This window comes from Methylomagnum ishizawai (assembly GCF_019670005.1).
Classification (GTDB): domain Bacteria; phylum Pseudomonadota; class Gammaproteobacteria; order Methylococcales; family Methylococcaceae; genus Methylomagnum; species Methylomagnum ishizawai.
Window position 1 is genome coordinate 1,433,700 of record NZ_AP019783.1, and the last position, 13,403, is coordinate 1,447,102.

10 protein-coding genes are annotated in these 13,403 nt (G+C 64.9%); 7 read left to right on the plus strand and 3 right to left on the minus strand.

Annotated features, from left to right (window positions below):
• Positions 1–13: 13 nt before the first annotated feature.
• Positions 14–538: a hypothetical protein gene (locus K5658_RS06605; protein WP_221066165.1), complete on the plus strand. Its 525-nt coding sequence runs from the start codon at positions 14–16 to the stop codon at positions 536–538.
• Complete coding sequence (locus tag K5658_RS06610; protein ID WP_221066166.1) at positions 535–3,612, plus strand: type I restriction endonuclease subunit R; 3,078 nt, start codon at positions 535–537, stop codon at positions 3,610–3,612. The genes K5658_RS06605 and K5658_RS06610 overlap by 4 nt, the downstream gene beginning before the upstream one ends.
• Before the next feature lie 309 nt (positions 3,613–3,921).
• Here the strand turns inward: K5658_RS06610 and K5658_RS06615 are convergent, their stop codons facing one another.
• Positions 3,922–4,539: a response regulator gene (locus K5658_RS06615; RefSeq protein WP_221066167.1), complete on the minus strand. Its 618-nt coding sequence runs from the start codon at positions 4,537–4,539 to the stop codon at positions 3,922–3,924.
• Between the two features lie 22 nt (positions 4,540–4,561).
• Between K5658_RS06615 and K5658_RS06620 the strand changes: the two genes are divergently transcribed.
• Positions 4,562–6,481 carry a sensor histidine kinase gene (locus tag K5658_RS06620; protein ID WP_221066168.1) on the plus strand — a complete coding sequence of 640 codons (1,920 nt, stop codon included), beginning with the start codon at positions 4,562–4,564 and terminating at the stop codon, positions 6,479–6,481.
• 7 nt (positions 6,482–6,488) lie between these two features.
• Here the strand turns inward: K5658_RS06620 and K5658_RS06625 are convergent, their stop codons facing one another.
• The gene (locus K5658_RS06625) at positions 6,489–6,977 is read right to left on the minus strand and encodes a hypothetical protein (RefSeq protein WP_221066169.1); all 489 of its coding nucleotides are present in this window, start codon (positions 6,975–6,977) and stop codon (positions 6,489–6,491) included.
• A gap of 22 nt (positions 6,978–6,999) precedes the next feature.
• Positions 7,000–7,746, minus strand: a complete 747-nt coding sequence (locus tag K5658_RS06630; protein ID WP_221066170.1) for a DVUA0089 family protein — start codon at positions 7,744–7,746, stop codon at positions 7,000–7,002.
• Positions 7,747–8,002: 256 nt separating this feature from the next.
• Between K5658_RS06630 and K5658_RS06635 the strand changes: the two genes are divergently transcribed.
• From K5658_RS06635 to rfbB, 4 genes are all read left to right on the plus strand, one after another.
• On the plus strand, positions 8,003–10,678 hold the full coding sequence (locus K5658_RS06635) for a CHASE domain-containing protein (RefSeq protein WP_221066171.1): 2,676 nt from the start codon (positions 8,003–8,005) through the stop codon (positions 10,676–10,678).
• 78 nt (positions 10,679–10,756) lie between these two features.
• Positions 10,757–11,503 carry an ABC transporter ATP-binding protein gene (locus K5658_RS06640; protein WP_221066172.1) on the plus strand — a complete coding sequence of 249 codons (747 nt, stop codon included), beginning with the start codon at positions 10,757–10,759 and terminating at the stop codon, positions 11,501–11,503.
• Complete coding sequence (locus tag K5658_RS06645) at positions 11,500–12,303, plus strand: ABC transporter permease (RefSeq protein ID WP_221066173.1); 804 nt, start codon at positions 11,500–11,502, stop codon at positions 12,301–12,303. Before K5658_RS06640 ends, K5658_RS06645 begins: the two co-directional genes overlap by 4 nt.
• Positions 12,300–13,367: a dTDP-glucose 4,6-dehydratase gene (gene rfbB / locus K5658_RS06650; protein ID WP_343223304.1), complete on the plus strand. Its 1,068-nt coding sequence runs from the start codon at positions 12,300–12,302 to the stop codon at positions 13,365–13,367. Before K5658_RS06645 ends, rfbB begins: the two co-directional genes overlap by 4 nt.
• The last annotated feature ends 36 nt before the right edge of the window (positions 13,368–13,403 follow it).

Sequence of the window (13,403 nt, forward strand, 5' to 3'; positions counted from 1 at the left end):
AATCGAATGCGAGATGCCAATCGAGGTTGAATCTTGGGAGCAGGGTGCGGCCTGGGTCGCTTGGTGCCTGGATGATCATTCGCCGAAAGGAATATTTGAACCCGCTTCGCCAATACCTTGGCTGGTCGAAGGTCGCCAGAATTTCCACCTTCTGCCTTGGGAAAGGAAGCGAGCCGAATATGCCGAGCAGCAGGCTAGGTTTGCTGCCCGACCACGCTGCACAGTAGAACGGGCTTGGGCTCGACTCGCATTAAATACCCTGGCTGAACAGTTGGAAATCATCAGCGCCGATAGCCTCGTGATGTTCGACTTCGACGGTAGCGTTTTGCGCATAGGTTGCGGCGAAAAAGTGATCGCAATGCCTGCCGAGGGCAACCGATGGGAGCAACCGTTTTTGATTAGCGGAAAGGTGCTTAAAAATCTCCCCAAACGACTGATGACGCCAAGCGTAGATTTTTCGATTTGGGAATCAGCGCTCCGCATTGGCAATCGCCGTTACCGGGATGATGTTTCCATGGAAAAGGTGGATCACCCATGAGCGGATCACTGACCGAATCCACCCTCGAACAAACCACCCTCGCTTGGTTTGAAAGCCTTGGCTACCGTATTGTCCACGGCCCCGACATCGCCCCCGGCGAACCCGCCGCCGAACGTGCCAGCTACACCGACGCGATCCTCGAAAGCCGCACCCGCGAAGCCCTGGCCCGCCTCAATCCAAACCTGCCACCCACGGCCCGTGACGAAGCCCTCCGCAAGCTCAAGCACCCCGAAGCCCCCGGCCTCATCGCCAACAACCGCACGTTCCAGCGCTACCTCGTCGAAGGCGTCCCGGTCGAATACCCCGGCGAAGGCCGCATCGTCGGTGCCCTGGCGCGGCTGTTCGACTTCGACGCCCCCGAGAACAACGACTGGCGGGTGGTCAACCAATACACCGTCAAGGACGGCCAGCACACCCGCCGCCCCGATCTCGTCGTGTTCATCAACGGCCTACCGCTCGCCGTCATCGAACTCAAGAACCCGGCTCAAGCAGCCGCCACGGTGTGGGCCGCTTTCCAGCAACTCCAAACCTATAAGGCGCAAATCCCCGCCCTGTTCGTCTACAACGCCCTGCTGCTGATTTCCGATGGCCTGACCGCCCGGCTCGGCTCCCTCACCGCCGACCGCGAACGCTTCGTTCCCTGGCGCAGCCTCGACGGCGACACCCTGGCCCCGTCCACCCTGCCCGAACTGGAAGTGATGGTGCGCGGGGTGTTCGAGCCGCGCCGCTGCCTGGACCTGATCCGCTACTTCATCGTGTTCGAGGACGACGGCGCGGGCCGCTTGGACAAGAAGATCGCCGCCTACCATCAATTCCACGCGGTCAACGCGGCGGTCGCGGCCACCGTGCAGGCCACCGCCCAGGACGGTGACCGCCGCGCCGGGGTGGTCTGGCACACCCAAGGCTCGGGCAAGAGCCTCACCATGGCCTTCTACGCGGGCAAGCTGATCCAGCACCCGGCCCTGGCCAACCCCACCCTGGTTATCCTCACCGACCGCAACGACCTGGACGACCAACTGTTCGGCACCTTCGCCCGCTGCGCCGCCTTGCTCCGCCAAACCCCGGCGCAAGCCCAAAGCCGCGCCGACCTCCGCGACAAACTGCAAGTCGCCGCCGGGGGCGTGGTCTTCACCACGGTGCAGAAGTTTTTCCCGGAGACCCAGGGCGACCACCACCCGCTGCTGTCCGGGCGCCGCAATATCGTGGTCATCGCCGACGAGGCCCACCGCAGCCAATACGACTTCATCGACGGCTACGCCCGGCATTTGCGCGACGCCCTGCCCAACGCCACCTTTATCGGCTTCACCGGCACGCCCATCGAAGCCACCGACAAGAACACGCGGGCGGTGTTCGGCGACTACATCAGCATCTACGACATCCAAAGGGCGGTGCGGGACCGGGCCACCGTGCCCATCTACTACGAGCCGCGCCACGCCAAGCTGGCCTTGTCCGCCGCCGAGAAACCCAAGATCGACGACGACTTCGAGGAAGTCACCGAAGGCGAGGAAATCGAGCGCAAGGAAAAGCTCAAGTCCAAATGGGCGCAGCAAGAAGCCCTGGCCGGCACGCCCAAGCGCCTTGCCCTGATCGCCGACGATCTGGTGAACCACTTCGAGCAGCGCCTCGCCGCCATGGACGGCAAGGCCATGGTGGTCTGCATGTCGCGCCGCATCGCCGTCGCCCTGTACGAGGCCATCGTCCAGCGCCGCCCGGACTGGCACAGCCCCGACGACGACCAGGGCGCGATCAAGATCGTGATGACCGGCTCCGCCGCCGATGACGAGACCTGGCAACCCCACATCCGCAGCAAAGCCCGCCGGGAAGCCCTGGCCCAGCGCTTCAAGAATCCCGCCGACCCCTTCAAGCTGGTCATCGTCCGCGATATGTGGCTGACCGGCTTCGACGCGCCCTGCCTGCACACGATGTACCTGGACAAGCCCATGCGCGGCCATGGGCTGATGCAGGCCATCGCCCGCGTCAACCGGGTGTTCAAGGACAAGCCGGGCGGGTTGGTGGTGGATTACCTGGGGCTGGCCGACTCGCTCAAGCGGGCCATGGCCGACTACACCGACAGCGGCGGCCAGGGCGCGACCGCCATCGACCAGGACGAGGCCGTCGCCGCCCTGCGCAAGCACTATGAAATCTGCCAGGGCTTGTTCCATGGCTTCGATATGAGCCCCTGGCACGGCGGCAGCCCAGGCGAGAAGCTGGCCCTGCTGCCCGCCGCCCAGGAACATATCCTGGCCCAGGACGACGGCAAACACCGGCTCCAGCAAGCGGTTGGCGACCTCGGCAAAGCTTTCGCCCTGGCCGTGCCCCACGAAGCCGCCCTTAGCATCCGCGACGAGGTGGCGTTCTTCCAGGCGGTGCGGGTGGCGCTGAGCAAGGGCGAGGGCGGCGGTAGCGGACCCCAGACCGACTATCAACTCGACCACGCCATCCGCCAAATCGTCGCCAACGCCATTGCCCCGGAGGGCGTCATCGACCTGTTTGCGGCGGTCGGGCTGAAACAGCCGGATATTTCCATCCTGTCCGATGAATTCCTCGCCGAAGTCCGGGGCTTGCCCCATAAGAACCTTGCGGTGGAACTGCTGCGCAAGCTCCTGGATGGGGAAATTAAACAGCGCTCCCGCAAGCACCTGGTGCAATCCCGGTCGTTCACCGAAATGCTGGAACGCGCCATCCGCGCCTACCAGAACCGCGCCGTGACCACCGCCCAGGTTATTGAGCAGTTGATCCAACTGGCGAAGGACTTGAAAGCCGCCGGGGCGCGGGGCGAAAGCCTGGGGCTGAACGAGGATGAAACGGCCTTTTACGATGCCCTGGAAACCAGCGACAGCGCCGTCATGGAACTGGGCGACGAGACCTTGAAGGCCATCGCCCGCGAACTGGTTGAAACCGTCAAGCGCAACGTCAGCATCGACTGGACCGTCAAAGAAGGTGTCCGGGCCAAGCTGCGGGTAATCGTGAAGCGGATACTGCGGAAATATGGCTACCCGCCTAAAAAGCAGGACGACGCTGTAAAGACGGTGTTGGAGCAGGCGGAGTTGTTGGGGATGGAGTGGGTGGGGTGAATCGGCGTCCAGGGCGATCTATGGCTGCATGCGATGTGGGCCACGATATGGCGTTGGTGGAGGCCGGTGGGGTTTTCCGTTGGGTAAAAGTTGGGTAAATACCGTCTGCATGGATACGCACGGATAGACAAAGCAACCTGTCGCCGTGCGGGGCTATGCCTTTTGAATCAAAGGTTTATGGATTGGACGTGTTTTCATAATGCGGGTGTCGCAGGTTCGAGTCCCGCCGTTGCTACCAGTCAAATCAAGCCCTTGCGCGCAAGCCAAGGGCTTTTTTGTTGCCAGTGTCCCATCACAGGGCCAACCCCCTCAACCGTCCGGCAAGGACTCGAACAAACCCAAGGCTTCCACCTTGCGGATCAACTGCACCACGTTGTTCACGCCCAGCTTGCGTAGGATGTTCTCGCGGTGCTTGTCCACGGTGCGGGTCGATAGGGAAAAACGCTCGGCGATGGCCGGGTTGGCCCAGCCCGCGCAGATCAGGTGCAAGACCTGGAATTCCCGCGCCGTCAGGTTCAAATCGGCTTGGTCGATGCGTTCCCGCACGTTGTCGGGGATCAGCCTGCCGCCCCCGCCCACGGTGCGGACGGCGGCGAGCAGGGCTTCCGCCGTGCCTTCCTTGAGGAAGATGCCATCGGCTCCGAGTCCCGCCAGATGCTTGAGCAAAGCCCCGGAACGCTCGGCGGTGAGCATCAGCACCCGCAGTTCCGGGTGGCGCTGCTTGAGATAGGCCAGCGTTTCCCCCACATTCCCACCCGGCATGTTGTAATCCAGGATCAAAAGCTCGGGTCCGTGTTCGCGGACCAGGGCTTTCAACGTTTCCGCTGTGCCGGTCTCGGCCACGATCCGGTAGTCCGGGCACTGGCCGAGCAGTAGCTTGAGTCCCGCCCGAAAGATCATATGGTCGTCCGCGATGATGATGCGCATTGTTGTTACCCGCTGTGGATGGATGCACCCGGTTCCCCGGCCTTGCCGCGCCTGGTGCGTGTGGTTGCTATGGGCGCTGTTCGCGCCCGCCGCCTGGGGGGGCGGCGTCCTGGCCGTGACGTCCGCCGTCGAGCGGGTCGCGGCGCGGTCTTATACGGGGTTCCTCGACGATCCTCGCCAAACCCTGGCCTTGGCCGAAGTCCTGGCCGACCCAGGGCGCTTCGTGCCCGCCGGGCGCTATCGATCCGGGTTGGGCGGCGTGGCGATGCGCTGGGCGCGGCTGCCGCTGCTCAACACCGGGGCCGTGGCCGGCCATTGGTTGCTGGCCCTGGGCGTGCCCGACGCCGAGGTCTTGGAGGTCTACCGGGTGGCGGACGGCCACACGGCCACCCTGGCCCGGCTCGGGCCGGACGCGGATTTCGCCGCGCGGCCCGTGCCGTCCCGGATGTTGGCGGTGCCGGTGGAGTTGGCGGCGGGGGAGCGGGCCGAACTGTACCTGCGCTACCGCACCCACGCCAACACCCCCCTGAGCCTGGAATTATCGTCCCCGGAACGTTTCCAGCGCGATTTGGCCGAGGGCGATTTCGTCAACGGCCTCGTGGTCGGCCTGTTGTTGGCCCTGACCGTGTTCGCGCTGCTGCAATATCTGGCGCTGGGCCGGGCGGCGTTCCTGGCCTATATGGTCCTGGCCTTGTTGATGGCGGTCTTCGTGTTGGAATTCGAGGGCTACGGTTTCCAATACCTGTGGCCGCGCCGGGGGGCCTGGAACCAGGACGTGCCGTTCTACCTGACCATGGGCATCCAGGTCGGCCATGCCCTGTTCGCGGTGTTGTTGTTCGATCTGCGCCGTGAATCGCCCCGCTTGTTCCGCGCCTATCTCGCCTATATTCCCGTGCTGCCGCTGTGCTTCCTGGCCTACCGCCTGGGCTATTGGACCTGGCACACCTTGCTGGCGATGCTGGCTTACGGCGGCTTGGTGTGCGTCACGGGCGTCCTGTGCCTGCGCCGCGGTTTCCCGGCGGCGGCGTGGTTCCTGGCCGGTACCACCGGTTATGTCCTGTTCGTCAATTTTTTGTTCGGGCTGGCCGTGTGTGGCTTCGCCCCCGAAGGCTTGAATCCCTTCGTGTTGCCCAAGCTCGGCTATGTCTGGGAGGCGGTGTGTTTCGCCACGGCCCTGGCACGGCAGGTCCAGGTGTTGCGGCGGCGCTTGGAGGACGGCCTGCGCCGCCATCTGGCCGAGGCCGAGCAACTGGCGCGGGTCGAGGCCGAGAAGAACCGCGCCCTGTTGGCCGCCCAGGCCCAGCAATTGCAATGGGCGGCGGCCGGCCACGACCTGGCCCAGCCCTTGGCCTCGATCCGGTTCGGCTTGGCGGTGCTCCGCGCCCAGGCCGGGAGCGAGGCCGCCACCCGCCATATCGACCAGGCCCTGGATTACACCGAGGGCTTGCTGCGGGCCTTGATCGACGAGGCCAAGCGCGGCTATGCGGCGCGGCGGCGGGCGCTGGACCTGGAGGATATCCTGGCCGAGGCCCACCAGCGCCATCTGCCCGCCGCCCGGCGCAAGGGCTTGGAATTGCGTTATTGCCCCACCGGCCAGCGCGTCGAAGGCTCGGCGCTGGTGCTGGGGCGCATCCTCGACAACCTGATAGGCAACGCCATCCGCTATACCGCGCGGGGCCGCGTCCTGGTCGGGGTGCGCCGCCGCGCCGACGGCCTCGAAATCCAGGTCTGCGACACCGGCCCCGGTTTCGATACCGTCCGCCGCGAACAATTGCTGATGCCTTTCGCCCAAAGCGGAACCTTGGTGGCCGAGCGCCTGGGCCATGGCCTGGGATTGCATATCGTCCACGCCCTCTGTGCCCAGTCCGGCTATCGCCTCCATATCGCGGCGAAGCCGGGCCGGGGCAGCGTGTTCGGGGTGGTGGTGCCGTTTCCCCGGTGAACGGCGGCTATGCGGTACGGACCCTGCGGCCCAGGGCTTTGAACCGGCGTGGGCCGATATAGGGCGGCTCCAGGGCCGCGCCGGCGGCTTGCCGCGGGGGTCCGGCCCCGTCCGGGGCGGCGGTCCCGGTGCCGGAATGGCCGGTTTCCCAGGGGCTGCCGAAATAGATATAGCCGTCCGCCGCCGGGCCGTCGGTATCGATCTCCAAGACCGGGGGAGGGCGGATGGCGGTGCTGTCCCCGCCGTCGGTGGCGTCGGTTCGCAGGAATAGCCCAGGCGTGTCGGCGGGATGGTCCAGCCAAGCCTTGACGATGTGGGTCACGTCCACCGTCATCCATTGCCGCGCCGCCGCGACCCACAGCGACAGCGTGGCCTTGCTGACCAAACCGCCGCCGAGTTGGTCCGGCAGGCAGGAGAGGTCGAAGCGCAGCAGGCGGGCGGTGCCGCCGGTGGATAGGGCGCGGAGTCCGGTCACGGCCAGTGGGGAGTGTCTCATGGAAGAGGGACCCACCCGGCGTTCAAGCCTTGTGGCCGGGCCGGGCCCGCCACAGGGCGGCGAGGCCCAAGGCGGCGAGGGCCGCCGTGCCCGGTTCCGGCACCGGCACCGGGCCGCTGGCGATATCCAGCGCCCAGCCGCCACCGCGTTCGGTGGAGTCCGGGGTCCAGAACGGGCTGTCGCCGGAGCCATCGCCCCAGTTCCAATAGGTGAAGTTGTCGATGCCGATCTCCAGGACGCTGTTGTATTGGAGATAATCGTCGGTGTAGGGGCTGGCGGCGACCAGGTGTTGGGGCAGGGTGCCGGGGTCGGCGTTGTCGTAGACGGCGACCACCGCGTAATAGAGACCGGCTTCGAGGATCAAGCGGAAAGCGACATCGTTGCCGCCGCCGGAGCCGCCCGCATGGCTGGCGAGGGTCTGGAAATCGTCGGCCCGGCCATTGCCCCCCGCGAACACCGACACCACCGGGATGAAGCCGCCCGCCGCGATGCTGGCGCCCGCGCCGTTGCCGCCGCCATCGGCGCCGAAGCTGGTGAAGTCCACCGCGCTGGGACCGCCCAGGCTGAACGCGATGACTTGGTATTCATCGTCCTGGGTGAAGCCGCCGCTGTAGGAAACGCCGTCGGCGTAGGCGGTGCCGGTGATACTGGTGTGCACGATGGGGGCGGATTCCGCCGCGTCCGCCAGGGCCAGGAGCGCCAACAGGGCGCAGGAAGAAAAGCGGGGGTGGCTCCCGCGGGACGGGAAAAACCGGGAATCGGAGCGCATGGACGACCTCGTTCTAATTTTTATCCGGGAAACGCCACCGACGGCTGTGGGCGGCGGCGCGGATGTTAGTAGGGGTGTCAATACGGATAAATACGCGAATCCGCGTAATTGGAGGGTGGGGGCCGTGGTTCGCGGTCTTGCGGGCTTGGCGGCCTGGGGCGGCTTCGTGGCCAGGAAACGCCGGGATGGGAGGGCTTCCCTAATCGAGGACAGGCCCTAAGCTTAGGCCAGTGGTCTCCGAGCGGGTTTATCGACAATGGGCAGTAGGCAGGTTGGCCTGGGGTTCCGTATTTTCATCATCGCCATGGCCGCGGCCATTTACCTGGGCCTCGGGGCGCTGGGACTTTGGTTCGCGATCCCACCGGGCTACGCCAGCCCCATCTTTCCGGCTTCGGGCTTCGCGGTGGCGGTCGTGCTGTGGTCGAAAGGCCGGGCCTGGCCTGGGATATGGCTGGGTTCTTGCGCCCTCAACCTCGGCGTGGCCTGGCTACACCAGGACCTCGGCGGGCGGGCGGTGCTGAGCGCTTTGGGCATCGCCTGCGGGTCCACCTTGCAAAGCGTCGCCGCCGGATGGCTGCTGGCGCGTGGCGTGCGCAACGGCTGGCAAACCTTGGTGGTGGAGCGCGATATCATCCGCTGCATGGTGCTGGGCGGCCCGGTGGCCTGCCTGGTTTCCGCCAGCGTGGGCATGGCGGTTTTGTTCGGGGCGGGCGTCTTGTCCTGGGCCGAGCTGCCCTATGGCTGGTGGAACTGGTGGTCGGGCGACACCCTGGGGGTTTTGGTGTTGCTGCCGCTCAGCCTCGCCGTGTTCTACCACCATCGCCCGCTCTGGCGCGGCCGGCTGGCGACCTTGGTCTTGCCGATGCTGATCGCGCTGGGTTTGGTGGGCAGCGCCTTTTTCACGGTGTCGGAATGGGAGGTGCGGCAGCAAAAACAGGTCGTCCAGGGCTACGGGGAAAAACTGGCCCAACTCCTGAGCCAGCGCTTCATCGCCCACCAGGAAGCCTTGTCGGCCCTGCGCCGGTTGCAGGAAATCATGCCCGACATGGGCTACGAGCAATTCGATTATTTCACCCGCATCACCCTCGAAGACAACCCCGATATTTTCGCCTTCAGCATCGATCCCGCCGTGCCCTTGGCGCGGCGGGCGGCGTTCGAGCGGACGATGGCCCTGAAGACCGGGGCCGCCGGTTTTGAAATCAAGGAGCGCGATGGCCAGGGCCGCTTGGTGCGGGCGGCGGACCGCCCGGACTATGTCGCCGTGGCCTATATCGCGCCCTTGGAGAAGAACCTGCCGGCCCTGGGCTACGATATCGATTCGGAACCGGTCCGCCACGAGGCCATCGAACGCGCCAGGGCGCTGGGGACGCCCGTTGTGACCGCGCCCATCCATTTGGTGCAGGAGAACCAGGAGCGGATCGGTATCCTGCTGCTGCATCCCGTCCGGCCGTTGCGTCCGCCCTCCGTTTCCGATCCGGGCTGGGCGGGCTTCGTGGTCGGGGTCGTCAAGATGGACGAGATGGTCAGGATCGCCCTGGGGGAGGCGTTGCCGGAGGGGCTGGCGCTGCGGATCGAGGATGCCCAGGCACCGGCGGGCCGGTCCCTGCTGTACCGTTCCGGCGAGGCGTTGGCCGATGCCCAGGCTTGGCGCAAATCCGTCGCCATGGCGGACCGGACCTGGAATTTCAGCTTGGTCCCGACCCCCGCCTTCCTGAATAGCCAAAGCCATTGGATGGCCTTGGCGGTGGGTTCGGGCGGGCTGGCGCTGGCGGTGTTGCTGCAAATCCTGCTGCTGGTCACCACAGGGCGGACCGCCGTGGTGGAGGGCATCGTCTGGGAGCGCACCATGGAACTCCACGCCAAAAGCGAGGCGCTCCAGGACCGCCATGCCGAATTGGACGCCTTGTTCCGGCTCAGCCCGGATGGTTTCGTGGCCTTCGGCCCGGATGACCGGATCAAATTCGCCAATCCCGCGTTTCGGAAAATGCTCGGCCTCGGGGACGAAGGCCCGGCGGACATGGCCGGGCTGGACCGGCTGTTGTGGGCCAGGTGCGAGGGGGCCGGGCCGTGCGGGATCGCCGATTTCTTCGAGGGCGAGGCCGGACACAAGATTTTGACGCTGAAAGCGCCGCGCCCCGCCGTCCTCTACCTCCTGGGCGTGGCCAGCGGGTCGCTCAGCGTCCCGCGCATCCTCTATCTGCGCGATATCACCCGCGAAACCGAAGTGGACCGCATGAAGAGCGAGTTCCTTTCCCATGCGGCCCACGAGTTGCGCACGCCCATGACCAGCATCTTCGGCTTCACCGAGGTGTTGTTGAACATGGAGGTGGACGAGGCGACGCGCCGGGAATTGCTGCAAATCATCCACCGCCAGACCCAATGGCTGATCGATATCGTCAACGAGTTGCTGGACCTTTCGAAAATCGACGCCGGGCGCGGCAAGGATGTGCAGATCGAAGTCTTCGATCTGGCCGCCCTGGTGCGCGCCACGGTCGCCGATAGCGCGGCGGATGCGCAACAGCGGCCCTGGTTGTTGGATTTGCCCGATGGTGAAAAGCCGGCCCGCGCCGATGTTTTCATGCTGCGCCAGGCCTTGGTGAACGTCCTCAGCAATGCCCGCAAGTTTTCGGAGCCGGATGCGGCGATCCATATCGCCTTGTTGGAGGAAGGCGATAGGCTGGGCGTGGCGGTGACCGATCATGGGGTCGGCATGACACCGGAGGAACTTGAACATTTGGGCGAGCGGTTTTGGCGGGCCGATCCCTCGGGGCAAATCCCCGGCACGGGTTTGGGCATCGCCATCGTCATGGAGGCGATGAAAATGCAGGGCGGGCGTATGGAGGTGCGTTCGGAGAAGAATCGGGGGACGACGGTGACTTTGTGGGTGCCAAGGCAGGGGCGGGGGGCGGTTTCCGGGGGTGTGGCTGTATAGGGTGGGTGGGCTTGAACATTCCCCCACCCTGCGCCTTTGCTAAAATCGCCCCACCGTTCCCGCAACCTGCCCCACAGTATGAAATCCCAAAACCCCGCCGCCCTGTCCATCGCCGATCTGTCCTACGCCTACGGCAAGAAACAAGCCCTGGACCAAGTCGGCTTCAAGGTCGAACCCGGCCAATGCGCCATCCTGTTGGGACCGAACGGCGCGGGTAAGACCACCTTGTTTTCCCTCATCACCCGGCTTTACGACAGCCGCGAAGGCTCCATCCGCATCGCCGGTTTCGATGTCCGCGCCGAATCCACCCGCGCCCTGGCCCGGCTCGGCGTGGTGTTCCAACAGCCCACCCTCGACCTCGACCTCAGCGTCATGCAGAACCTCCGCTACCATGCCGCCCTGCACGGCCTCAGCCGCCGCCACGCCGAAACCCGCATCCAAGCCGAATTGGAACGCCAAGGCATGTACGACCGCCGCCAGGAAAAAGCCCGCAACCTCAACGGCGGCCATCGCCGCCGGGTTGAAATCGCCCGCGCCTTGCTGCACGAACCCAGCCTCCTGCTGCTGGACGAACCCACGGTCGGGTTGGATGTGCCCAGCCGCCGCGCCATCGTCGATTATGTCCACGAACTGGCGGCCTCGGGCCGGGTGGCGGTGCTGTGGGCCACCCATTTGATCGACGAAATCCACCCCGGCGACCGGCTGGTGGTGCTGCATCAAGGCCGGGTGCGGGCGCTCGGGGCCGTGCCCGAAGTGCTGGCGGCGACCGCTACCCCCGATATCGGCGCGGCCTTCGCCCAATTGACCCAGGGAGGCAAGCCATGATGCGCTATCTCCGCGCCCTCATCGGCATCATGGCCCGCGAACTGTTCCGCTTCGTGCATCAGCGCGAGCGCTTCGTGTCGGCCCTGGTCCGGCCCTTGATGTGGCTGTTCATCTTCGCCGCCGGGTTCCGCTCCACGTTAGGGGTCGCCATCATCCCACCCTACGAGACCTATATCCTCTACGAGGTCTACATCACGCCCGGCCTGTTGGGCATGGTGCAATTGTTCAACGGGATGCAAAGCTCCTTGTCCATGGTCTACGACCGCGAGATGGGCAGCATGAAGACGCTGTTGGTCAGCCCCTTGCCGCGCTGGTATCTGCTGGTCTCGAAGCTCCTGGCCGGGGTGTTGGTGTCGGTGCTGCAAGCCTATACCTTCCTCGCCATCGCCTACGCCTATGGCATCGAAGCCCCGCCCATCGGCTATCTTTACGTCTTGCCCGCCTTGGTGTTGTCGGGGTTGATGCTGGGGGCCTTGGGGCTGCTGCTGTCGTCCTTCGTCAAGCAATTGGAGAACTTCGCCGGGGTGATGAATTTCGTGATCTTCCCCATGTTCTTCCTGTCCACCGCGCTCTATCCCCTGTGGAAAATCCAGGAATCCAGCGAATTCCTCTATACCTTGTCCAGCTACAACCCGTTTTCCCAGGCGGTGGAATTGATCCGCTTCGCCCTCTACGGGCAGTTCAACCTACCCGCCTGTATTTATACGGGGGTGTCCTTGCTGGCTTTCCTGCTGTTCGCCATCATCGGCTACAATCCCTCGCGCGGCATGATGCAACACAAAGGTAGACCCACAGCATGAGCGAACTGAAAACTATCCTGGTCACGGGCGGCGCCGGTTTCATCGGCGGCAATTTCGTACTGCGGCAGATCGCGCGCGGCGGCATCCACGTCGTCAACCTCGACGCCCTGACCTATGCGGGCAACCTCGACACCCTGGAAAGCGTCAAGGACGATCCCCGCCATACCTTCGCCCTGGGTTCCATCGGCGATAGGAATTTGGTGGATTACCTCCTGGACCGCCACCAGCCCGCGGCCATCGTCAATTTCGCGGCGGAAAGCCATGTGGACCGCTCCATCGATTCGCCCGAAGCTTTCATCCAAACCAATCTCCTCGGCACCTTCCAACTGCTGGAAGCGGCCCGCAAATATTGGCGGCGCTTGTCGGGCGCAGCCCACGACCAATTCCGGTTCCTGCATGTCTCCACCGACGAGGTCTACGGCACCCTGGGCGAGACCGGCTTCTTCACCGAGGACAGCCCCTACCAGCCCAATTCGCCGTATTCCGCCTCGAAGGCCGGTTCCGACCATCTGGTGCGGGCCTATTTCCACACCTACGGGATGCCGGTGCTGACCACCAATTGCTCCAACAATTACGGTCCCTACCAGTTCCCCGAGAAGCTCATCCCCTTGATCACCCAGAACGCCATGCACGGGAAGCCCCTGCCGGTCTACGGCACCGGGTCCAATATCCGCGACTGGCTTTATGTCGAGGATCATTGCCGGGCCATCGAGCGGGTGCTGGAAGCGGGCACCCCAGGGCAGGTCTACAACATCGGCGGCAACAACGAAAAGACCAACCTGGACGTGGTCCACACCATCTGCGACCTGTTGGACGAGATGCTGCCGGATTCGCCCCATCGCCCACACCGCCAGCTCATCACCTTCGTCGCCGACCGTCCCGGCCACGACCAGCGCTACGCCATCGACGCCGGCAAGATGCGCCGCGAATTGGGCTGGGAACCCCTGGAAACCTTCGAGACCGGCCTGCGCAAAACCGTCCGCTGGTATCTGGATAACCAGACCTGGTGTGGACGGGTGATGGATGGCAGCTATCGCGGCGAACGCCTGGGACTGGAGCGATAAGCCCCGTCCGTACTCCCCAACGAACCTGATAGATAC

Bases quoted from the DNA above. Each gene is read 5' to 3' on its own strand.
- K5658_RS06605 (WP_221066165.1), top strand. From the start codon at position 14: ATGCCAATCGAGGTTGAATCTTGGGAGCAGGGTGCGGCCTGGGTCGCT.
- K5658_RS06610 (WP_221066166.1), top strand. From the start codon at position 535: ATGAGCGGATCACTGACCGAATCCACCCTCGAACAAACCACCCTCGCT.
- K5658_RS06615 (WP_221066167.1), bottom strand. From the start codon at position 4,539: ATGCGCATCATCATCGCGGACGACCATATGATCTTTCGGGCGGGACTC.
- K5658_RS06620 (WP_221066168.1), top strand. From the start codon at position 4,562: ATGCACCCGGTTCCCCGGCCTTGCCGCGCCTGGTGCGTGTGGTTGCTA.
- K5658_RS06625 (WP_221066169.1), bottom strand. From the start codon at position 6,977: ATGAGACACTCCCCACTGGCCGTGACCGGACTCCGCGCCCTATCCACC.
- K5658_RS06630 (WP_221066170.1), bottom strand. From the start codon at position 7,746: ATGCGCTCCGATTCCCGGTTTTTCCCGTCCCGCGGGAGCCACCCCCGC.
- K5658_RS06635 (WP_221066171.1), top strand. From the start codon at position 8,003: ATGGGCAGTAGGCAGGTTGGCCTGGGGTTCCGTATTTTCATCATCGCC.
- K5658_RS06640 (WP_221066172.1), top strand. From the start codon at position 10,757: ATGAAATCCCAAAACCCCGCCGCCCTGTCCATCGCCGATCTGTCCTAC.
- K5658_RS06645 (WP_221066173.1), top strand. From the start codon at position 11,500: ATGATGCGCTATCTCCGCGCCCTCATCGGCATCATGGCCCGCGAACTG.
- rfbB (WP_343223304.1), top strand. From the start codon at position 12,300: ATGAGCGAACTGAAAACTATCCTGGTCACGGGCGGCGCCGGTTTCATC.